The sequence below is a fragment of the Methylobacterium sp. TK26 genome (genome assembly GCF_055361565.1).
The window spans coordinates 1,669,185-1,691,290 of record NZ_CM143965.1 but is presented as its reverse complement, the minus strand read 5'-3'; the positions used below and the strand labels follow the sequence as shown (position 1 = coordinate 1,691,290).

15 protein-coding genes, 1 other RNA gene and 3 pseudogenes are annotated in these 22,106 nt (G+C 65.6%); 11 read left to right on the top strand and 8 right to left on the bottom strand.

What is annotated here, in order from left to right; genetic code table 11:
* A complete protein-coding gene (locus tag ACXJ1Y_RS08170) occupies positions 1–735 on the top strand; it encodes an SPASM domain-containing protein (RefSeq protein ID WP_463849563.1) in 735 nt (244 codons plus the stop codon).
* A gap of 135 nt (positions 736–870) precedes the next feature.
* Here the strand turns inward: ACXJ1Y_RS08170 and ACXJ1Y_RS08165 are convergent.
* Positions 871–1,813: pseudogene (locus ACXJ1Y_RS08165) on the bottom strand (IS630 family transposase).
* 196 nt (positions 1,814–2,009) lie between these two features.
* Between ACXJ1Y_RS08165 and ACXJ1Y_RS08160 the strand changes: the two are divergent.
* The 3 genes and pseudogenes from ACXJ1Y_RS08160 (at position 2,010) to ACXJ1Y_RS08150 (ending at position 4,805) form a co-directional block, all read left to right on the top strand.
* Positions 2,010–2,779: pseudogene (locus ACXJ1Y_RS08160) on the top strand (IS5 family transposase).
* A 95-nt stretch (positions 2,780–2,874) separates the two neighbouring features.
* Positions 2,875–3,629 (top strand): IS5 family transposase gene (locus ACXJ1Y_RS08155; protein WP_463849562.1). Its coding sequence is split into 2 segments (ribosomal slippage): positions 2,875–3,205 and positions 3,205–3,629, totalling 756 coding nucleotides; the frame shifts between segments, so codons are not numbered across the junction.
* Between the two features lie 78 nt (positions 3,630–3,707).
* Complete coding sequence (locus ACXJ1Y_RS08150) at positions 3,708–4,805, top strand: hypothetical protein (RefSeq protein ID WP_463849561.1); 1,098 nt, start codon at positions 3,708–3,710, stop codon at positions 4,803–4,805.
* Between the two features lie 63 nt (positions 4,806–4,868).
* Here ACXJ1Y_RS08150 and ACXJ1Y_RS08145 read toward each other — a convergent pair whose 3' ends face one another.
* From ACXJ1Y_RS08145 to fcl, 6 genes are all read right to left on the bottom strand, one after another.
* Positions 4,869–6,491 carry a glycosyltransferase family 2 protein gene (locus ACXJ1Y_RS08145; RefSeq protein ID WP_463849560.1) on the bottom strand — a complete coding sequence of 541 codons (1,623 nt, stop codon included), beginning with the start codon at positions 6,489–6,491 and terminating at the stop codon, positions 4,869–4,871.
* A gap of 130 nt (positions 6,492–6,621) precedes the next feature.
* On the bottom strand, positions 6,622–8,331 hold the full coding sequence (locus ACXJ1Y_RS08140; RefSeq protein WP_463849559.1) for an FkbM family methyltransferase: 1,710 nt from the start codon (positions 8,329–8,331) through the stop codon (positions 6,622–6,624).
* Entirely contained in the window at positions 8,331–9,554 is a 1,224-nt protein-coding gene (locus ACXJ1Y_RS08135; protein ID WP_463849558.1) for a glycosyltransferase family 4 protein, read from the bottom strand. The genes ACXJ1Y_RS08140 and ACXJ1Y_RS08135 overlap by 1 nt, the downstream gene beginning before the upstream one ends.
* A 21-nt stretch (positions 9,555–9,575) precedes the next feature.
* Positions 9,576–10,496 (bottom strand): hypothetical protein, encoded by a 921-nt coding sequence (locus ACXJ1Y_RS08130; RefSeq protein WP_463849557.1) that lies wholly within the window; start codon positions 10,494–10,496, stop codon positions 9,576–9,578.
* A gap of 295 nt (positions 10,497–10,791) precedes the next feature.
* A complete protein-coding gene (gene gmd, locus ACXJ1Y_RS08125) occupies positions 10,792–11,859 on the bottom strand; it encodes a GDP-mannose 4,6-dehydratase (protein WP_463849556.1) in 1,068 nt (355 codons plus the stop codon).
* A 54-nt stretch (positions 11,860–11,913) separates the two neighbouring features.
* Positions 11,914–12,861 (bottom strand): GDP-L-fucose synthase, encoded by a 948-nt coding sequence (gene fcl / locus ACXJ1Y_RS08120; RefSeq protein ID WP_463850065.1) that lies wholly within the window; start codon positions 12,859–12,861, stop codon positions 11,914–11,916.
* A gap of 579 nt (positions 12,862–13,440) precedes the next feature.
* Between fcl and cysC the strand changes: the two genes are divergently transcribed.
* On the top strand, positions 13,441–14,121 hold the full coding sequence (gene cysC / locus ACXJ1Y_RS08115) for an adenylyl-sulfate kinase (protein ID WP_463849555.1): 681 nt from the start codon (positions 13,441–13,443) through the stop codon (positions 14,119–14,121).
* Positions 14,122–14,195: 74 nt separating this feature from the next.
* On the opposite strand, the pseudogene ACXJ1Y_RS08110 reads toward cysC, so the two are convergent.
* Positions 14,196–15,407: pseudogene (locus ACXJ1Y_RS08110) on the bottom strand (IS3 family transposase).
* 597 nt (positions 15,408–16,004) lie between these two features.
* On the opposite strand from ACXJ1Y_RS08110, the gene ACXJ1Y_RS08105 reads away from it, so the two are divergent.
* The 6 genes from ACXJ1Y_RS08105 (at position 16,005) to ACXJ1Y_RS08080 (ending at position 22,104) form a co-directional block, all read left to right on the top strand.
* A complete protein-coding gene (locus ACXJ1Y_RS08105) occupies positions 16,005–16,445 on the top strand; it encodes a VOC family protein (protein ID WP_463849554.1) in 441 nt (146 codons plus the stop codon).
* A 52-nt stretch (positions 16,446–16,497) separates the two neighbouring features.
* Positions 16,498–16,890: RNase P RNA component class A (gene rnpB, locus ACXJ1Y_RS08100), an RNA gene on the top strand.
* A 385-nt stretch (positions 16,891–17,275) separates the two neighbouring features.
* Positions 17,276–18,322, top strand: a complete 1,047-nt coding sequence (rsmH, locus tag ACXJ1Y_RS08095) for a 16S rRNA (cytosine(1402)-N(4))-methyltransferase RsmH (RefSeq protein WP_463849553.1) — start codon at positions 17,276–17,278, stop codon at positions 18,320–18,322.
* Complete coding sequence (gene ftsL / locus ACXJ1Y_RS08090) at positions 18,319–18,729, top strand: cell division protein FtsL (RefSeq protein ID WP_243956742.1); 411 nt, start codon at positions 18,319–18,321, stop codon at positions 18,727–18,729. Before rsmH ends, ftsL begins: the two co-directional genes overlap by 4 nt.
* Positions 18,730–18,862: 133 nt before the next feature.
* Complete coding sequence (locus ACXJ1Y_RS08085; RefSeq protein WP_463850064.1) at positions 18,863–20,647, top strand: peptidoglycan D,D-transpeptidase FtsI family protein; 1,785 nt, start codon at positions 18,863–18,865, stop codon at positions 20,645–20,647.
* The gene (locus tag ACXJ1Y_RS08080) at positions 20,644–22,104 is read left to right on the top strand and encodes a UDP-N-acetylmuramoyl-L-alanyl-D-glutamate--2,6-diaminopimelate ligase (RefSeq protein WP_463849552.1); all 1,461 of its coding nucleotides are present in this window, start codon (positions 20,644–20,646) and stop codon (positions 22,102–22,104) included. Before ACXJ1Y_RS08085 ends, ACXJ1Y_RS08080 begins: the two co-directional genes overlap by 4 nt.
* Positions 22,105–22,106 lie beyond the last annotated feature (2 nt).

Genomic DNA, 22,106 nt, shown 5'->3' with positions numbered 1-22,106 from the left:
ATGATCCGGAACCAGGGCCGGTACGACATGCCCGCCTCCGGCGCGTCGGCTGATCCCTCGCGCGCGCGCGAGGCTCCTATCGGCTTCGTCGACCTGCCGGCGGTGACGGAGACCACGGCGAGCAACGCGGTGGTCCTTATGGGCTGGGCCCTCGACAGGAAGGCCGTGAGAAAGGTGTCGATCGAGCGTGAGCCCCGGCCCGGCGACAAGCCCGGAGACCTCAACCCGAGGGGCATGGTCACGGTCGGCGAGGCCGCGATCCTGAACGGCGAGCGGCCCGACGTGAGTGCGGCCTATCCCGACTATCCCCATCTCTACCGGGCGCAATGGTCCTTCGAACTGCGCCGTGAGGCGATCTCGCAGCGCGACAAGTTCCGCATCGCACTGCATGCCATCGCCCAGAACGACGACGGTCTCGTCACGGATCTGGGCAAGCGGGAGATCCACTTCGAGCTTGCCGATGCGGCTCCCCCCTATCTGTTTTGCGCCCGGCCGTTCGACAGTGTCTTCGTGGACGCCTTCGGTGACGTCTATCCCTATCCAGATTGCAGGCCGGAACGACCCTTCGGCTCGCTGGCGGTGAAGGGCGCCTCCTTCGAGGACATCTGGTTCGGACGCGACTTCATGGATCTCCGGCAACGGATCATCGACCGCGATCCTCCGCCAATGTGCACGACTTGCGCCCATTTCATCAATCGGAACGTCGACGACCTGGACTATTTCCGACCGCGATGACCGCGCCGCCCGGCGGGCGGGCGATCGCGCGGCCCGCGCCCGCGCGCGCGCCGGGCCAGAGCATTTTCCGTCGGAGCGGTGGCCGGTTCGGCGCAAGAAACCGCAGCAAAAACAATGAGCTATAGCGGTTTCGGTTTAATCTGGGTCGTATCCTGCTGCGGCGAAGAAGTTGGCGCACTCGTCTGGGGTGACGGTGTCGATGAGCCGGCCGATGGCGGACCATAGCCCTTCGACGGTGCGCTCGGCGGCTTTCTGCAGGAGCGCCTTGAGCTTGGAGAAGGCCACCTCATCCTGAGCCTGTCGAACGATCGATCGGCTTGAAGTCCGGCGAGTAGGGCGGGAGGAACAGCAACTGTGCGCCGACCGCCTCGATCGCAGTGCGCACGGCCGGTCCTTTGTGGCTGCCGAGGTTGTCCATCACGACGATGTTGCCGGGCGTGAGTTCGGGCACGAGCACGCGATCGACGTAAGCCTGAAAGGCGTCGCGATTGATCGGCCCGTCGAGCACGAACGGTGCGGCAATCCCGGACAGGCGCAGGTCCGCGACGAAGGTCGTGGTCTTCCAGTAGTCATGCGGCACGGGGGAGCGCAGCCGCTCGCCACGCGGGCAGCGTCGGCGGCTGCGGGCCATCTTGGTCGAGGTCCAGGTCTCGTCGAGGAACACGAGGCGGGCGGGATCGAGGTCGGGCTGGCCCTCGAACCAAGCCTCGCGCGCCGCCTTCACGTCCGGGCAGTCCTGCTCCGTGGCGTGGGCTGTCTTATTTTTGTACGTCAGGCCGCGTGCGTCGAGAAAGCTCCACAGCGTGCCCAGCCCAACCGTAAGGTCGTGCTCCTCCAGCAGCCGGGCGCGCATCTCCGCCAGGGCGATGTCATCCGTCTCGGCGATCAGGGCTCGCAGGAAGGCCTCATGGGGATCCAGCTTGGAGCGGCGGGCTCGCCCCTGCGGACGGGCCGCCACCGTCCCGGTCGTCGTCAGGGCGGCCATCCGGCGGATCGCGGTGGCGACATCGACTTCGAAGCGCGCGGCCGCCTGTCGACGCGACGTCGTTGCGGCCGCGTCGACCACGCGCTCGCGCAGGTCCTGGCTGTAAGGTCAGCCCATGCCTCGCTCCTCATCGGGAGCCGCAATGAATCACCCTCACCCCGCCACGTGAACGCCGCACGTCCGATTCAGCCCAAACCGAAAACGCACTAGGTTCAATCGACATTCAGGGTTCCGCTTGGCGGCGTGGTGTGATTTTCAGGCTCCGGATCGATGATCCGGGAGCCTGAGGATGGCCAAGCCGAAGCGGTACGAACTGACCCCGGAGCAGTGGCAGCGCATCGCGCCACTGCTGCCGGGCAAACCCGGTGATCCGGGCCGCTCGGGGGCCGACAATCTCGCTTTCGTCAACGGCGTGCTGTGGGTGCTGCGATCGGGCGCGCACTGGCACGATCTGCCTGAGCGCTACGGCACGTGGAAGACCGCTCACAAGCGCTTCACCCGCTGGGCCAAGGCCGGGGTGTGGGAGCGCGTCTTCGCCGACCTCATCGTCGATCCCGACAACGACTACGTCAGTCTCGACTCCAGTCTCGTGCGCGCTCACCAGCAGGCGGCCACCGGCAAGGGTGGCGGCCAAAAAGGGGGGATCAGGCTCTGGGGCGCTCCCGAGGAGGACTGACGACCAAGATCCATATGGCCGCCGATGCGCGCGGGCGACCGCTGAAGCTGATCCTGACCCCGGGCCAACGCGGGGATGCACCGCTGGCTCCGGCGCTGCTCGACGGCCTCTCGCCGCGCTGCGTCCTGGCCGACAAAGCCTACGACAGCAACGCCCTGCGCAGCCTCATCGCCGACATGGGGGCCGAGGCGGTCATCCCATGCAACCCGACCCGGCGGCGCCCGATCCCCTACGGCTTCGCCGCCTACAAGGTCCGGAACACCGTCGAGCGCTGCTTCAACAAGCTCAAGCACTTCCGCCGCATCGCCACACGCTTCGACCGCAGGGCCCTTCACTTCCTCAGCTTCCTCCACATCGCCGCTGCCCTGCTCTGGATGCGGTGAATGTCGATCCAGCCTAGGTAGGGAACTTATACAACCATCTGCCTCCGCTCGCGTTTTATTCCTGAGTTTGGAGTTTCCAGAGCAGGAGGTACGCGATGGCACGGTTGTTCTGGCTCTCGGATAAGGCCTGGGCGCGGATCGAGCCGCACCTGCCGCACGGCCAACCGGGCAAACCTCGTGTCGACGACAGGCGGGTGATCAGCGGCATCCTGCATGTGCTGAAGGTTGGCTGCCGCTGGCAGGATACGCCCTCCGCCTACGGCCCCCGCACGACGATCTACAACCGCTACAACAGGTGGTCGCAGCGTGGAGTCTGGCAGCGGCTGTTTGCCAAGATCGCTGCCGCAGGTCCTGTCCCCGACGAACTGATGCTCGATGCCTCGCACGTAAAGGCTCATCGCTCGGCCGCGGGCGGAAAGGGGGGGCCTGGAGCCAAGCGATCGGCCGCTCGCGCGGCGGGTTCACGAGCAAAATCCATTGCTTGGCCGATGGTCGTGGCCGACCGATCGCGTTCGCCCTGACGCCCGGCAACGTGGCCGACATCACCATGGCGCTGCCTCTGGTGCAGGCCGTAGCGCCGCCCAAGTGTCTGATCGCTGACAAGGCCTACGATGCGCAGAGCCTGAGGGACTGGCTGAAGAGCCACCGGCTGATCGCCACCATCCCGTCCACGGCCACCCGGACGGTACCCTACAAGCACAGCCGGATCGCCTACCGGCGGCGCAATCGGATCAAGCGCCTGTTCGGCCACCTCAAGAACTGGCGGCGCGTTGCAACACGCTACGATCGCCTAGCCTCCAGCTATCTCGCTGCCGTCGCTCTCGTTTCCTGTGTCATCGCTAGCACCTGAATGAGTCCCCTACCAAGAGCTTTTTCTTGATCTATGGATGACAGAGGGCGTTCCATGCGACATATCCGGAGAGGGTCGATGAAGATCAAGACGTGGCTCGCGATCACGGCGGCTGCCGGGCTGGCGCCCTCGGCCGCATGGGCCCAAGCGGCGCAGGCGCCTGCATCACCCACCGTCGCCAATGACGATCAGCCCCTGCGGAACGGGCCACCCTTCATCGACGCCCTGTCCGGGCGCCTGCCCGAATTGCGGCTCGGAGGCCGGGAGGGGGCGGTGCCGGTCAAGACCGACCTCGGCTATCAGCTGTTTATGCGCCGCTATCTCACCGGGCGCAGCGATACGGGAATCAACGGGAGCTTGCTCAATGTCGAAGGGGACAACGCAGCGATCACGGGGCCTCATTTCGCCAATTACCTGACCGTCCAGGGCACGATCACCGGCGGCGGGCCGAGCGGGACCACCCCGGTCGCCCAGGGCGGCCGGCAGGCCTTGTTCGGCTTGCTCGTGCAGAAGGCCCCGACCGCCGAGGCGAACGGGAACCGCAACTACGTCGCGGGGGCCTTCAGCACGACGACCTATACGGGGGATGGCGGCACGAGCCTGCGGGGCGACGGCGGCACGCGCGGTGCCTATTTCGGCATCAACCCGCTCGTCGTCCTCAAGTCCGGCGCGAGCAACGTCTTCAATGCATCGGCTGGCGAGATCAACATCGCGGCGGAGGTGGGGTCGAGCGTCCATTACAAGTCGGGCCTGCAGATCGCTGCCCTTCCCTCGGACAAGGTCCAAGGCGCCGATTTCGACGCGATGCTGGCCCTGTCCAATCAAGCCGGTGCCGTCGGCTGGAGGGACGGGATCCTGTTCGGCGCGATGAACGGCACCCATCCCATCAATCCCAAGGGCTATCTGCTGCGCTCCTCCGGGCCGGGGCTCGCATCCTTCAGCGTCAGTGCCCAGGGCGTGGTGAAGACGTCCAATCTCGCGGGGGCCGGCACGCGGCCGGTTCTGGCGACCGCGGATGGAACCCTCACGGCCGGGGACGGCCCTCAGACCCGTGGCCCCGTGCCGTCCTCCACCTCGTCCCCCTGTGCGGCGGGTTCCATCACCTTCGACAAGAACTACGTCTATGTCTGCGCTGCCGAAAACACGTGGCGACGCGCCCCGCTAGCGGCCTGGTGAGCGGAGCGCGCTCCCGACGCTCCTCGCCGCGAGGGGCCGGCCCGGTGCGGGGCCGGCCCTGGCTCACAGCACGTTGAGCAACTCGGGCCTGATCGTGTAGTCGACGCTCCCAGCCGCGAAGCCGGTATGGTAGTAGGGATCGCCCGTGTCGATCCACCGCCGCCACCGGTCGATCAGGATCGCCCGATCGCCGAGATCGTAGCCGTCACTCTTCCGGCTCAGGCTCTCGTGGTGGATCAGCCTCGCGTTTGAGGACTGGATCAAGCGAAGCCCGCACTCGCGGATCTTCAGGCACAGATCGACGTCCTGATAGTGCTTCGCGTAATCGATTGAGAAGCCGCCGACCCGGTCGAACAGCGCCCGGGGCAGCATCATGCAGGCGGCCGTGACCGCGCTCGTCTCGCGTGAGACGGCAAGCGATCCGCCGTAGCCGTCGGCGGACTCGACGAAGCCACGCATGATGTGGTCGGCCGTTCCCCGCGGGCCCAGGATCACGCCCGCATGTTGGATCGACCTGTCGGGATACAGAAGCGTCGCGCCGACGGCGCCGACATCCTCGAACTCGAAATACATGCTCAGCTTGCGGAGCCAGTCCGTATCAATGATCTCGGTGTCATTGTTGAGCAATACGAGCATTTCGCCGTCGGAGGCCTGGACGCCGAGGTTGTTGGCGACCGAATAGTTGAACTTCTTGTCTTTGTACGAGATCCTCTTGATCGGGTAATTCTTCATGTGGGCCACCGCGACGGGGTCGGTGGTCCTGTTGTCGACGACGATGACTTCGTAATCGGAATAATCGGTCATCGTGAAGAGGGAATCCAGGCAGCGCCCCAGCACCTCGCCCTGGTTGCGAGAGGGGATGACGATGCTTACCTTCGGCTCTCGCGTCCGCCTCGAGGGGAGCAGCACCAGCCGGTGCGGCAGCAGGGGATGGTTCTCTGCGCGCCACGTCTTTCCGAGCCGTGCGATGTGCTCGTTCACGGCCTGCCGCTGGAGGGCGTCGATTCCGCCCTTCTCGCCGCCGTCGCGCGCGAGGGATCCTGCAATCGCCCGCCATTTGTAGGCGATGGACTTGACGTGCCCGATCCGCAAAGTTCTCTCCGAGACGCGAAGCAGGAAATCGAAGTCCTGCACCCCGTCCAGTTCCTTCCGGAACGGCACCTCGCGGCACAGTCCGGTGCGAACCGCGAGGAGGTGGCCGACATACATCACGCCCATCGCGTAGATGGGGGACCAGTCCGGCTTCAGGAAGTGGTGAAGGACACGCCCCGTCTCGTCGACCGTGACTTGGTCGGAATACCAGACATCGACCTCGGGATCCTTCTCCATCGCCTCGGCGAAGACGAGCAGGGCATCCGCGGTGATTTCGTCGTCGTGGTCGAGCAGGAAGATGAAGTCGCCCTTCGCGTGGCTGACGCCCACGTTGGTCGAATTTGATATGCCCAAGTTCTCGGCATTGACGACCAGCTTGACCAACTTGTTCGCACCGGTGAACTCGCTGACCACCTGCCGGATCGATCTCCGCTCGCCGCTGTCATCGACGATGATGAGTTCGAAGGCCGGCAGGGCTTGATCGAGCACCGATTGAATGGCCCGCCGCAGCACGTCCGCAGGCGTGCGGTAGGCCGGCATCACGATCGAGAAGCGGGGGACTCGCGTCAGCGCCGCGATCCGATCGGCGAACACACGAGCATGGTTCCCCTTCGACTGTCCCATCCTGTCCCTGCTTTTGTGCGCTTCGCCTAGCGCGGAGGGGTTGCCTTCCGACGGCTCACGGGCCTTCAAGATGTCCTGCCCGATCCAAGCTCTCACTTGCTTAAGACGTGAAGACAATGATGTCATAATCATAGCTTTCGCGTACGATGTGCGGCTTCAATTCACCATCGACGATCTCGAACGGGCTATAGCCCAATCGCTTCATCTCGGCGCAGAGATCGACGGTGCGGGGAATGCCGGATCCGATGAGATGGTCGAAGTCGCCGACTTCGAGCATCACGACCGGCTTGTGGGCTCTGAGCAGCTCGCTCATCCCTCGGATCACCTGCAATTCCATGCTCTCGACATCGACCTTGATGAAGTCCGGCTTCACCGAATGCGCGGCACAGAAGCCGTCGATGCTGACCTGACTCACCTCGTGTTCGCGCAGGACCGTATGGCCGCTGTTTTCGAGCCGTGGCGGGAAGGCGGAATTGTAGGCCGCGTAAGCCTCGCCGTAATCCTTGAGGGTAAGCTTGCCCTCCCTCTGACCGACGGCGACATCGTGGGTCGTCACCCAGGGGAACACGCTGACGTTCTGCACGAGGCGGCGGTAGGTGTCAGGTGTCGGCTCGAAGGCGTGGACGGCCCCCTCCCTGCCAACGCGGTCGGCGGCGAGGATCGAGAAGTATCCGTGGTGCGCGCCAACATCGAGGAACACGTGCCCGGGGTTAAGCGCCTTCGTGAGGTATCGGCTCAGTTCGATTTCATAGGCCTTGTGGACGAAGATCTGCCGGCCGACCTCATCGCGCAGGTTCACCTGCATTCGCCGGCCGTTGAACAGTTCGACATCGACCCAGGCCGACAGGACCGGATTGGCGCAAATGGCGTCGGCCGCGCGCACTAGGGACTCGATCTGCGTCGCGTCGTAGCGCGACTTCAGCCGGGCGACCTCCGCGATGCCCCTGAGCCGCCGCTCACCCTCGCTTTCGCCGCCTCTGTCCACCTCCTTGGTGACAGAGTCCTCGCTGGCGACGCCCTCGGCCCGCTTCCTGGGCGCTGGGGACGGCTTGAAGCCCACGATCTGCAGAGAGTGAACCTTCCGCATCGGAAACTGGTCGTAGGGAACTGTTCCACGCCAGCGGTTGTGAGCCTCGGCGGAGAGGTAGTACGTGTCCGAGTCGTTTGCCGCCCTCTCCAGGGCCGCGTCGACGGTCTCCTCGGGATAGCCGAGCAGGCCGGCGAAAGTGCGCACCATCTCCGTATGGTACTCGGCGCCCGCTCCCGTCGCCACGAAGTCGACGGCGTGGACGATCGTCCCCCCCTTCTTCGTGAACTTCCGGATGCCGTCGGTGATCGTCGACAGGATCGGGATCGGCACGTGCTCGACCACGCTGATCGAGTAGCAGCAATCGGCCATGCCGGGCTCGAGCTGCGTCAGGGAGTCGGAGAACCACTCAACTAAGTACTCGACGTGGGGGTAGAGTCTCTTGAAGTGATCCACGTCGAGCGGGCCGTTGCCGGCGCCCTCGTAGGGATCGACGACGATCACCCGGTAGCCGAGGCGGCCGAGGATGTCCGCCACGACCGGTTCGCCCGCACCAATCTCGATCAGCGTCGCGCCGACCGGCTGGGTCGCGAGGATCGTCTTGAGCGTCCAGAAGCGCTGGCTGTCCTTGATGTCGTTGTTGTACCGGAGCAGCTTCGGACACAGATCGGCGCCCTGGCAAAAGTCCCGGACGGTCCCATGGGTGATCCCCTCCTGGACCGGCTCTCGGCTGAGGTCGAGTAAAGTCTTGAGCTCGGCGTCGGAAACAAGATCGACGGACATCACTTCGTCCTTAAGTACTTCGGCGTGCCGAGGGTCGCAGATGATCCGTCGAGCCGACTACGGTAGAAGTTCAACAAATGCGAAGCATTTGCGCGCCAGTTTAGATTCTCGGTTGCGAATTGTCGACCGGCTTCGCCGATGGACCGGCCCGCATCCTCCGAGAAAATCACCTCCGCGACGCGGTCGGCGATCTCCTCCGCGTCGCCCCGCTTGAGGAGGATGGCCTCCACGCCGTCCCGCAGCCGGAGGCCTATATTCGTGGCTGGCAGAAGGAGAGGGCGGCCCAGGGCCAGGAACTCGGGAAGCTTCGAGGGCAGCCGGTAGGCGTTGAACCCCTCCGAGGCGCCCGGTTGCACGAAGACATCGGCGATCTTGAGGGTTTCGATCATGCGGTCGCGATCCACGACGCCCAGATCAATCGTCCAGTCTCCGCGAAGATAGGAATAGCTGACATCGACCTTGTCGTAGTGATCCTTCCCTGTGCGGACGAGCACGATGTTATGGCCGCGCCGCCGCAGGATCATCACGGCGGTGTAGAGTGAGAACACTTCGTGGTGGTTGGCCGAATGCATGTTTCCATTGTAAACGATGATCTTCGCGCCATCGTCGATGAACAGTTCCTCGCGGATCGCGGCGATCTGCGCGGCGGTCAGGTCGGCGTTGAATTGGTCGGTGTCGACCCCCGGCTCGAGCACGTGCTTGGGGAGGTCGTCCGGGCACAATTCGCCGAGCTTTTCCACGATCAGGGTCGCGCCCGCGGAGTTGCGGATGAAACGCGGCGACCGGACGGGATGCGACAGGTGGTGGGGAATGAGGCCGTCGAGCTCGTCCACGCCGAGCTTGGCGAGGCTGTCCCAGCTCCACTCCATCACGGAATCGAGGAGCAAGTGCTCATGGTCCTCGAGATGCACGATGTAGGGACAGCCCGTCTCCTGCACCATGGCGTCGACGAGTTCATAGACGCGGCGCCGCGGCGTCCAGGCATGGATCACGGTGTCGGGCCGCCCGGCGAGGGCAAGGATCTCGGCCGGGATCTCTTCGCCGACCTCGGGCATCCGGATCGCCTCGAAGCACGGGGGGCCGAAATCATTCACGGTCTCCGGATCGTTGGTGCCGAGCACCGTCACATTCGCACCGAGATCGCTCAAGGCGTTCGCGAAATGCGCGACGTGGCCACCGCTGTTGCTGTTGAACAGCCCATAATTTACGAAGACAACGTTCATGGTAACACCGATCCGGCCGACTTAATGCATGATGCTGAGGGAGAGGTATTCGAACCTGAAGTCGGCGGGTCCGATCGTGGGATCCAAGCGGAGTGTTTTGACGGGTTTTTGAATGTCCAAGATTGCTTCGACCGCCACGGCGCCGTTGCTGATCGGGAACGTGAAGGAATTCCGCTCGGAATAGTCCTGCCCGAAATCGAAGAAGATCTGCGCGTAGTCGGCCTGGGTATTCGGTGTCGTGTGCTCGTAGACGATGCGCATCCTGAAGTGATAGACGCCAGGCGTCAGGGACGGGAAAATCAATTGAGGATCACTCTCCGTCGAGACGAAGCCCTTCTGCCAGGGTTTGACGCGGATCATCTCACGTACAAAATAGGTTATCTCGGTGAGTTCGGGCTGCTTGACGTCGGTCGAGCCCGCCCCGACCGACATCAGGCTGGCCCCATCCTCGAGAGAGCGCAGCTCGCAGGAGAAGCGTTGGCTCAGCGGCCGGCCGTCCCCGGCCGGGACGCGGCGAAGACCGTCGACGAACAGGCCGATACGCCCATCCGACATCGTCTTGTCACGCAGCAGCGCGACGAAGTTGGGGTCGCTCCAGACGGCCACGAGCAACTCGCGCCAACTGCCTGCATCCTCGACCAGTCGCCGGCTCATCTCCTCCAGCGGGATGGCTCCCTTCAGCCATGCGATGAACCGCGCGGACGGCTCACCCGTGAACCGCGCCGCCGAGGCGAAGCCGACCAAGCTGATGGGCGTCTCCACCTCGACGCGAAACTCCATGTTCTCGACCATGCGGCAGATGCGTTCCGCCACGCTGGCACGCTGGTAGAAAAGGATTTCGTGGTGGCTCAGGGCCTGACGGCCGAGGACAAGCAACAGGCAATTGCGCGTATCCGCAGCGGTGTGCGGATCGAATGAGGGGTTTGAGACGGCAATTGCCATGATCGACGTGCGATTCCTCTGAACTCAATTGGCCGAAATGATGGTCGCGAAACCGGCAAGACCACCGTCTGGAACGATCGACGCGACACGGACTCTTAGACGGTGGAGGTGCCCCGGCGGCCGTTCACTCGTCCACCGCCCGCCCCCCGACGACCGGCAAGACCACTTCCTCACCCAAGGCGATCTCCAGTCGATGGGGACGCGATCGATCCGCCTGACGCGCGCTGCCGATACCCCCGGAAGCGAAGGGCAACCGGCTATTGGACGTCGCCTCCGATCCAAGGGCGTCCGGTCGTCATCCCTGCCGGCTCGCCGCCAGCGAAATGCGGGCGGCACGCAAATCGGAGGCCACCATCTCCTCGACCAGCTGCGGGAAGGTCGTGGTATGCGTCCAGCCCAGCTTTTCCCGGGCCTTGGCAGGATTCCCGAGGAGAAGGTCGACTTCGGTCGGACGGAAGTAGGTCGGATCGATCCGGACCAGCACCTGTCCGCTGCCCTCATCGACGCCGGTCTCGTCCACGCCCTCGCCCTTCCAGACGATGGTCCGGCCGACGACCGCGAAGGCCCGCTCGACGAACTCCCGCACCGTGTGCGTCTCGCCGGTGGCCAGAACGAAATCGTCCGGCATATCCTGCTGGAGGATCCGCCACATGCCCTCGACATAGTCGCGGGCGTGGCCCCAATCGCGCTTCGCCTCCAGGTTGCCGAGGAACAGCGTGTCCTGCACGCCGCACTCGATCGCCGCAACCGCCCGCGTGATCTTACGGGTCACGAAGGTCTCGCCGCGTGTCGGCCCTTCATGATTGAACAGGATGCCGTTCGAGGCGTGGAAATCGTAGGCTTCACGGTAGTTCACGGTGATCCAGTATGCGTAGATCTTGGCCGCCGCGTAGGGGGAGCGCGGATAGAACGGCGTCAGTTCGCTCTGCGGGGTCTCCCGCACCTTGCCGTACAGTTCGGATGTCGAAGCCTGATAGAACCGCGTCTTCTTGCCCAGGCCGAGGATGCGGATGGCCTCGAGGAGGCGCAGGGTTCCCATTGCATCCGAGTTGGCCGTGTATTCCGGCGTCTCGAAGCTCACCTGGACGTGGCTCTGCGCGCCGAGGTTGTAGATCTCGTCCGGCGTCGTTTCCTGAACCACGCGGATCAGGTTCGTCGCATCGGTAAGATCGCCGTAGTGAAGCGTGAAGTCTGCGCCCTGGATGTGCGGATCGTGGTAGAGATGATCGATGCGGGCCGTGTTGATCGACGACGAGCGCCGCTTGATGCCGTGGACGTGGTAGCCCTTGCTGAGCAGAAGCTCCGCAAGATAGGCGCCGTCCTGGCCAGTGACGCCCGTGATCAGTGCCACCTTCTTTGCCATGGCCAATTCCTAATTCTGAGTTTCGAGATGATGACGGCAGTCAAAAGCCGCAAGTCATCCGCGAATAGTGTTGATATTGTCGAGGTACCAACGGTACGTCTGCTCGATGCCATCGCGCAGGCGGATGCGGGCGCACCAGCCGAGTTCGAGCTGACGTGTGATGTCTTGGAGCTTCCGCGGGGTGCCGTCCGGTTTCGACGGATCGAAGCTGATGCGCCCGCGGAAACCGACCACGTCCCTGATCAGCTCTGCGAGATCCCTGATCGAAATTTCCTCGCCGGTGCCGATATTCACGTGCTGATCGGATGAATAGTTCTCGATCAGAAAGACGCAGGCATCGGCGAGGTCATCGACGTGCAAGAACTCGCGGAGCGGCGACCCTGAGCCCCAGACGGGTAATTCGGGCGCGTCGGCGAGCTTGGCTTCATGCGCCTTCCTGATCAGCGCCGGGAGGACGTGACCTCCCGCGAGATCGAAATTGTCTCCCGTGCCGTAAAGGTTGGTCGGCATCGCGGAGATGAAATCACAATTGTATTGCTTGCGATAAGCTTCGCAGAGCTTCAGTCCGGCGATCTTTGCGATAGCGTACCACTCATTCGTCGGTTCGAGCGGCCCAGTCAACAACGAGGATTCCCGCATCGGCTGGTCAGCATGCTTCGGATAGATGCATGACGAGCCGAGGAACAGGAGCTTTTCCACGCCGGTTTGGTAGGCGGCGTGAATGATATTGCTCTCGATCATCAAGTTGTCGTACAAGAATTCGGCGGGCTTTTCGCTATTGGCGAAGATGCCGCCGACCTTGGCCGCCGCGAGGACCACCACGTCGGGCTGGTTTTGGGTCATCCAGACGCGAACGGCAGCTTGATCGCGCAGATCGAGTTCGCTGCGATGAGCCGTGAGAATCTGGCAATCGACCTGGCCGAGCCGACGAACCACGGATGATCCGACGAGGCCGCGGTCGCCCGTAACCCAGATCCGTTTGCCGACAATCGGAAATAGCACTTCTCTACGGTCCTGATTCACCAATCCGAGGAGCGGGGCCTGATAGCTCAATCGCGGATTGAAAGATAGCCGCTGCAGAACGGTAGGCTGCAATCCGGTCAAAATGACGAAATTTCAGCCACGATAGCTCGGTCTCCAAGTAGTGTAAAGTCAATTTGAAGTTGAAATCAGGCGAAGTCTGCTATTGGGCCTCGGTTTAGGCCCTATCCCGAATGCTAGGCCAGAATTAGGCGGCGCTCCCCGCCCGATCATGCCACGGCCGGGATTGCCACGGGAACTCCTTTCCACAGTGTGAGCTTGCAGCGCGTCGATCCGTCAAATGTTGGTGCTCCTTGATCGAAAGAGACCGGCCCTCACTGAGCAGCCTGGTTCCAGCGGCCTTGGCAACCGTCGCGGGCAGATGCCAAATCGCGCCGGTTCAGCTTTCCGCCTGTCTTCGATGTGCGGCCGTCGGTCGCTCCGGGCCTTTCCGGCGAGCGGGATCACTTCGGAACAACGGGGACGTGACTTCCGGGACACAATGTTTTCCGGAGGGGCGTGTAACATCGAATTTGGTCATGTAACGGTAGCCCGCCTCCGATGCCGCAATCGCCGATACACGCGGTCAGTCCGAATGTGTTGTGGAACCCATTGCAGGAGCGGGAGCGGCGCTGGGCCTCGCTCGGGCAGTGCCCGGCGATTGTGTGGTTCACGGGCTTGTCGGGGTCGGGCAAGTCCAGCATCGCCGACGTAGTGGACCGATCCCTCACGCAGAGCGGGCGGCACACGATGGTGCTCGACGGCGACAACCTGCGCCACGGGCTGAACCGGGATCTCCGATTCAGCGCGGCGGACCGCGCCGAGAACGTCCGCCGCGCCGCCGAGGCCGCCCGGCTCATGGCCGAGGCGGGGCTTGTGGTGATCGTCTCGCTTATCTCACCGTTCCGCAAGGAACGCGCGGTCGCGCGGGAGATCGCCGGCGACATTCCCTTCCTCGAAGTCTTCATCGATACGCCCTTGGACGTATGCGAGGACCGCGACCCGAAGGGATTATACAGCCGCGCCCGTGCCGGTCAGATTCCCGATTTCACCGGAATTTCCGCGCCCTACGAGGCGCCGGCTCATCCGGATCTGTTGGTCCGCACCGAGGGGCTCACCATCGAGCAATCGGCGCTCGCGGTCATTCCCGCCCTGTTTCATCTGTCGACACCGGTCTCCCATTATAGCTCAAGCGCCAACGCATGCATTTTTGATGGTTATAGCGCCACTGTAGCCGCCTGAAAGGGCTCCAGCCAATCTGGCAGTGGGAACATTTGGTGGGCGATCTGCCCCCACGAGGTGGTCCAAGAATAAAGTTAGTGTGCGGTGGGCCGCTCCACCATGGGTAGCTTGGTCGGCGCAGCCGGTCGGACGAGTGCAGCCGGCCAAGCGGTGAAGGCTGGCACGAACACCTCCGGGGCTGGTGGGCGATATCCGAGCGACGCGTGGGGGCGGACAGCGTTGTAGTGCCGTCTCCAGCTCTCGATCACAATCTGGGCCTCCTTCAGGGTGTAGAAGATCTCGCCATTCAAAAGTTCGTCCCGCAGGCGAGCGTTGAGGCTCTCGACATAGCCGTTCTCCCACGGTGAACCGGGGGTGATGTAGGCTGTCTTGGCACCGACCCCGGTGATTCAAGCCTGCAGGGACTTGGCGATGAAATCCGGGCCATTGTCCGAACGAATGTGCCCCGGCACCTCACGCAGGATGAACAGATCAAACAGCACATCGATCACGTCGATCGCCTTCAACTGACGGGCGACACGGATGGCCAGGCATTCGGGCGTGAACTCGTCGACGACGTTGAGCATCCGGAACTTGCGTCCGTCATGCGTGCGGGCCTCGATGGTGTCATACGACCAGACGTGGTTGCGGTGTTCCAGGCGAAGACGGAGGCAGGAGCCGTCGTTGTCCCAGATCCGCCCCCGCTTGGGCTGCTTGACCGGGACCTTCAGGCCTTCACGTCGCCAGATCCGTTCGACGCGCTTGTCGTTGACGAGCCACCCGGCCGCCTTCAGCAGCGCGCTGATCTTGCGGTAGCCATAGCGTCCATACCGTTCGCCCAACGCCACGAGGTCGGCCGTCAGTGCTTCTTCGTCATCACGGCCCCGCGGGACCTTGCGCTGTGTCAATCCTTCGACAGGCTCAGGATGAGGGATGCTGTCCGAGCGCCCGACAGGCGCGACGCTCGGAGACGTGAAGGACGTCGATGATGTGCTTGACATAGGCGCGTCGGCGCGCAGGACTCAGAAGTTTCCCCGGGATGCCTCCTGCAGGATCAGCTTGTCGAGCGTGAGGTCGGCGATCGCCTTGCGCAGCCGCTGGTTCTCAGTCTCCAGATCCTTCATCCGGCGCCCCTGATCGCTCTTCAGGCCGCCAAACTCACGCCGCCACCGGTAGTACGTCACTGAACTCACGCCGATGGCGCGGATCGCGTCGGAGACGCTCTGGCCCTGCGAGATCAGCACCTCCGCCTGCCGTAGCTTGGCGACGATCTCCTCGGGCTTCGGATGCTTGGCCGTGTCGTCCATCCTCCAGGCTCAAAGCCATACCAAAGGGCGGACCACTTCAGTGGGGGCGGATCAGGCCAAAATCCACCCTGAGCCGTAGTTATCAGAGGGCTGACGAATGGCTGCTTCGGAGGAGTGCCGACGACGGTCCGAGCGCCTGGGTTGGGTCGGTAGGAGCTCGTCCGCTCTTCCGGCGGCCCTGCTCCAAACCAGCCACGCCGCTTACGACCAATCTCAGTCACTCCGTGCACCAAATCGAGGCGCATTTAAGTGCGCTCGGACGGAGCGGGATGCGGGCATATCAACGATACTGCTCTGAAACATCCCAATCCTTCCGACGCCGTAGCTCTCGAAGAGATCGTCTTCATATCAAAGGGTTACCCGGTCGGCCGGCTGTTCCCTCGACGCCTTAGACGCGTCAAACCGTCAAATTCAGCGACATTGCTGGAGGTAATAAGCTCGCGCCTGACTATGCCGAATCAGCCTACCTTTCACATCGACAAGCGCTAAGTAGTGCGATTGTCCCACGCTTACCCAGAGCCTTGGCATGCTGAGGTGGGCTTTGCAGCTTCTTGACAGAATTTCAAAATTACGCTGTTACTACAATAGGATCGTCTCATGGAATACCTGCACACGATGGTGCGCGTCGCCGATCTCGACCGGGCGCTCGCCTTCTATGTCGGCACGTTCGGCCTTCAGGAGGTCCGCCGGATCGACAACGAGAAGGGCCGGTTCACCCTCGTGTTCCTGGCCGCTCCCGGAGACGTCGAGAAGGCGCGGGAGAGCAAGTCCCCCCTCGTGGAGCTGACCTACAACTGGGATCCCGAGACCTATTCCGGCGGGCGCAACTTCGGGCACCTCGCCTATCAGGTCGATGACATCTACGCCTTCTGCGCGAAGCTGAAGGACGCGGGCGTCACCATCAACCGGCCGCCGCGCGACGGGCGCATGGCCTTCGTGAAGTCGCCGGACGGCATCTCCATCGAGATCCTGCAGAAGGGCGACGCCAAGGAGCCGCAGGAGCCGTGGACCTCCATGGAGAACACCGGCACCTGGTGAGCCCCGCGAGCCCTTGACCGCAGGGGCGGCGAGGGCCCATGTCGCCCCCGGATCAGCCGGCCGGGCAGCCGCTCCGGGTTCGCCCGGGGAGGAAAGTCCGGGCTCCATGGAGAGACGGTGCCGGATAACGTCCGGCGGGGGCGACCCCAGGGACAGTGCCACAGAGAGCAGACCGCCCCGGATCCGTCCGGGGTCAGGGTGAAAGGGTGCGGTAAGAGCGCACCGCGGACGCGGCAACGCGGACGGCACGGCAAACCCCACCGGGAGCAAAACCGAATAGGGGCGGCGCGTCCCCCGAAAGGGGGGCAGGCCCGCTCTCCAGGCCAGTCGCCCGGGTTGGTTGCTCGAGGCGGTCGGCAACGACCGTCCCAGAGGAATGGCTGCCACGTTGGAAGGCGCGAGCCTTCTGGCCCTACAGAACCCGGCTTACAGGCCGGCTGATCCGCTCCATTCCCAAAAGCCGAACACCCTCAGCGCGTTGGCCGAATCCCGGCCCGCGCGGCGGCGCGGGAAACTGCCGAAAAACACACCATCGGTTAACCTTGCCCGGTTCTAGATCGAGGGAGTGGCGCACGCGCCCGGCGCGCGTTGACGACCTTCCGAGGCCCATGATACCCGGCACCCTCCCGTCAGCGGCGACTATCGGCTCGCCGGGCGTTACCTGCGGACCCGCAGGGCTCGTCCGTTCGCGGGTGCTCGCGCCCAGTGCCTCCGTCGCCGCTCCCGTCACGCGAGCCGCCTCCGCGCGGTCCGGACCAGGGCGAGATAAGAGTGCACGCACGTCTTCCCGCTTCCCCTCCCGCCGGCCCGTCAATCCCGGGACGGCGCGCATGAGGGCCCAGCCGATTCGCACCGCCGCCCCGGCGTCCGGTGCCCCCCATGTCCCCGTGCTCCTCGATGAGGTGATCGCGGCCCTGAACCCGGCGGGCGAGGGGGTGATCATCGACGGCACCTTCGGCGCGGGGGGCTACACGCGGGCCCTCCTCGCCGCCGACCCGGCCCTGCATGTCCTGGCCATCGACCGCGATCCGCGCGCCATCGCGGGCGGTCAGGCCCTCGTGGCGGAGGCCAAGGGCCGGCTCGCCCTGGTGCCGGGCCGCTTCGGCGACCTCGACAGCCTCGCCGCCACGGCGGGGGAGGGCGCGGTGCACGGCGTGGTGCTCGATATCGGCGTCTCGTCGATGCAGCTCGACACGCCGGAGCGCGGCTTCTCCTTCCGCCACGACGGCCCCCTCGACATGCGCATGGGCGCCGAGGGGCCGAGCGCGGCCGACATCGTCAACGAGGCTGACGAGACCGAACTCGCCGACATCATCTACCATTACGGCGAGGAGCGCCGGTCGCGGGCGGTGGCGCGGGCGATCCACGAGGAGCGTCGGCGCGGGCGGATCGAGACCACGGCGCAACTCGCGGAGATCGTGGCGGGCGTGGTGCGGGTCGAGCCCGGCAGCCACATCCACCCGGCGACGCGGACCTTCCAGGGTCTGCGCATCGCGGTGAACGACGAACTCGGCGAACTCGTCCGGGCGCTGCATGCGGCCGAGCGGGTGCTGGCGCCGGGGGGGCGGCTCGCCGTCGTGACGTTCCATTCGCTGGAAGACCGGATCGTCAAGCAGTTCTTCGCCGCGCGGAGCGGCCGGGCGGCCCAGGGCTCCCGGCACCTGCCGAGCCAGGGCGCCCCGGAGCCGCGCAGCCTGAGCCTCGTCACCAAGGGTCCCGTCCTGCCGGGCGAGGCGGAACTGGCGCGTAACCCGCGCGCCCGCTCGGCGAAGCTGCGCGCCGTCGCGCGCACCGACGCCCCCGTCCCGCCGCCGCTCAGCGCCATCGAGACCCTGGCGAGCCTGCCCGAACACCGCCGCGGAGGCGCCCGCCGATGATCCGCCTGCTCAACCTGCTGGCGATTGCCGGGCTCGTCGCCTCGGCGGTCTATGCCTACTCGATCAAGTACGACACGCTCTATCAGGCGGGTCAGGTCTCCAAGGTCCAGACCGCCCTGCACAAGGAGCGGCAGGCCATCGCCGTCCTGCGGGCGGAGTGGCAGTTGCTGACCCGGCCGGACCGCCTCCAGGCGGCGGTGGAAAAGCACCTCGCCCTGGAGCCGATCGGCATCAGCCATCTCGGCCGGATCGCGGACCTTCCCGCCCGGCCCGAGCGCGGCGACGAGATCGGCCGCCTTCTGGCGGCGACGGCGACGCCCAAGGAGAAGGGCACGCCCGAGCCGCGCACGACGGGTGCGATCAGCCGCACCGTGACGACGACCCGTACCCCGACCGCCGCGAGGTAGTTTCGTGTCCGACGCGCAGGATCATTCGGAGCGCCGGGAGCCGGTCTTCGGCACGCCGGAGGAACAGGCCGCTGCGGCCGCGGCCGCAGCCCAGCCGGAGCCGCAGGTGGCGGAGCAGGACGCCGCCCGCCTGATGCAGGCGGTGGAGGAGGTCATGGCCCCGCGCGACCCGCGCCGGGTGCGCATGCGCCGCCTCGTCCGCAGCATGTTCCGCCTCGCCATCGAACGCTCGCATGTCCGCGTGGCGCTGGTCGGGCTCGTCTTCCTCGGCGTGTTCGGGGCGATCTCCGTGCGCCTCCTCACCATGGCGATCTTCGGCGAGCCGCCCAGCCAGGAGCACCGGGCGGCGGCCAGTTCCTCGACCGCCTTCCGCCCCGACATCGTAGACCGCAACGGCGAGATCCTGGCCACCGACATCCGCACGGTCTCGGTCTTCGCCGAGCCCGGCAACATCTACGACAAGGACGAGGCGGTCGAACTGCTCACCGCCGTCCTGCCCTCGCTCAACGCCTCGGAACTGCGCGCCAAGCTCTCCTCCCGCAAGGACCGCAAGGGCGCTGGCTTCGTGTGGGTGAAGCGCGAACTCACGCCGAAGCAGCAGGCCGAGGTGCACCGCCTCGGCATTCCCGGCATCGGCTTCCTGCCGGACCACAAGCGCGTCTACCCGAACGGCACCGCCGCCGCCCACATCCTGGGCGCGACGAACCTCGACGGCGTCGGCATCGCCGGCATGGAGAAGTACATCGACTCCACCGGCCTCCAGGCGCTGAACAGCTTCGGCCTCGTCAGCAAGCAGGCGGACCTCAAGCCGATCCAGCTCTCCCTCGACCTGCGCGCCCAGTTCGCCGTACGCGACGAGTTGGCCAAGGGCATCGAGCACTTCAAGGCCAAGGCCGGCGCGGCGATGATCCTCGACGTGAAGACCGGTGAGGTCGTCGCGCTGGTCTCCATGCCCGATTTCGACCCGAACGACCCGAAGGACGCCCTGGCGCCCGACCGGATCAACCGCATGAATGTCGGCGTCTACGAGATGGGCTCGACCTTCAAGGCGATGACGCTGGCGATGGCGCTCGATTCCGGCAAGTACAACGTCAACTCGACGTTCGACACCCGGGGCGGCGTGCTCAACTGGGGCCGGCAGAAGATCCACGAGTACCACGGCACCAACCGCGTCATCACGATGCCGGAGGTGTTCACGCACTCGTCGAACATCGGCTCGGCCAAGATGGCGCTCGGCGTCGGCGTGCCCGGACACAAGGCCTTCCTCAAGAGGATGGGCCTCACCGACCGGCTGCGCACCGAACTGCCCGAGAGCGCGGCGCCGATCGTCCCCTCGCGCTGGAGCGAGATCAACACCATCACCATCGCCTTCGGCCACGGCATCGCGGTGGCGCCCCTCCAGGCGGCGATGGCGGTGGGCGCCATCGTCAACGGCGGCAAGCTCATCACCCCGACCTTCCTGAAGTCCGACCCGGATTCGGTGAAGGCGCGCTCGACCCCCGTGCTCTCGCCCCAGACCTCCGAGGCGATGCGCTACATCATGCGCCTCAACGCCGCCGAGGGCTCGGCCAAGAAGGCGTCGGTGCCGCTCTACTTCGTCGGCGGCAAGACCGGCACGGCCGAGAAGGTGATCGGCGGGCGCTACAACAAGAACCGCCTGTTCACGACCTTCATGGCGGCCGCGCCGATGAACGACCCGAAATACCTCTTCGTCACCATCATGGACGAGCCGCAAGGCCTGCCGGAATCCGGCGGCTACGCCACCGCCGCCTGGAACTCCGGCGTCGTCACCGGCAAAGTCATCGAGCGCGTCGCGCCGATTCTCGGGCTGCCGCCGCAGTTCGAGGCGCCGGTGAGGCCCTTCCCGCAGATGGTCAAGTTGAACGCCTACCACGTCAACCAGTTGGGCGGCCCGTGACCCGCCTCGGCGACCTCTTCCCGGACGCCGCCGGGCCCGAAGCGGACCGGCCCGTCGCCGGGCTGACCGCCGACAGCCGGCGCGTCGTGCCGGGCGGCGTGTTCGTCGCGGTACCGGGCACCAAGGCCGACGGGCGCCTCTTCGCCGCCAAGGCGGCGGAAGCCGGGGCGCTGGCCGTCGCGGGGGAGGGCGAGCGCCCCGCCGACCTGCCGCAAACGACCGCCTGGATCGGCGTCCCCGAGGCCCGCCGGGCGCTGGCGCTCGCCGCCGCCCGCCTCGCCGGGCGCCAGCCCGAGACGGTGCTCGCCGTCACCGGCACCGCCGGCAAGAGTTCGGTGGCCGACTTCGTCCGCCAGATCCTGTCACGGATGGGCCGCGAGTCGGCGAGCCTCGGCACGGTCGGCATCGTCACCAACCGGGGCGCGCAATACGGCTCCCTCACCACCCCCGATCCCGTCACCCTGCACGAGACCCTGGCCCGCCTCGCGGACGAGGGCATCACCGAACTCGCCATGGAGGCCTCGTCCCACGGGATCGAGCAGCGCCGCCTCGACGGCGTGCGCCTCACGGCGGCGGGCTTCACCAATCTCGGCCGCGACCATCTCGACTACCACGTGAGCATCGAAGACTATCTCGCGGCCAAGATGCGGCTTTTCACCGATTTGCTTCCCGCCGGGTGTCCGGCGGTCGTGAACGCGGACGGGGCCTTCTCCGACCGGGTGATCGCCACGGCGGAAGCCAACCGGCGGCCGGTCTTCACCACCGGACGGGCGGGGCGCGACATCCGCCTCGTCGCCGCGCGGACGGAGGGTTTCGCCCAGGCGCTCACCGTCGAGGCCGGGGGCCGCTCGCGCGAATTGCGGCTGCCCCTGGTGGGGGGCTTCCAGGTCGAGAACGCCCTGGTCGCGGCGGGCCTCGCCCTGGCGGCGCCGGCCGGCGCGGCCGACCCGGACGGGGTCTTCGCCGCCCTCGACCACCTGACCGGGGTGCCGGGCCGCATGGAGCGGATCGGCGAGGCGCGGGGCGGACTCTGCCTCGTGGATTACGCCCACAAGCCGGAGGCGCTGGAGCAGGTGCTCACCGCCTTGCGCCCCTTCGCCTCGGGCCGGCTCGTGGTGGTTTTCGGCTGCGGCGGCGACCGCGACCGGGGCAAGCGCCCGCTCATGGGCGCCATCGCCGCCCGCCTCGCGGACCACGTGATCGTCACCGACGACAACCCCCGCACCGAGGAGCCGGCGGCAATTCGCCGGGCGATCCTCGATGCGGCCCCCGGCGCCGAGGAGATCGGCGACCGCGAGGAGGCGATCCGCAGCGCGGTCGGCCGTCTCGGAAAGGGCGATGTGCTGGTCGTGGCCGGCAAGGGTCACGAAACCGGCCAGATCGTGGGAGATCGGGTGCTCCCGTTCTCGGACCACGAGGTCCTGCGCGCCGCGATCGCCACGCTTCTGGGGGGCTGACC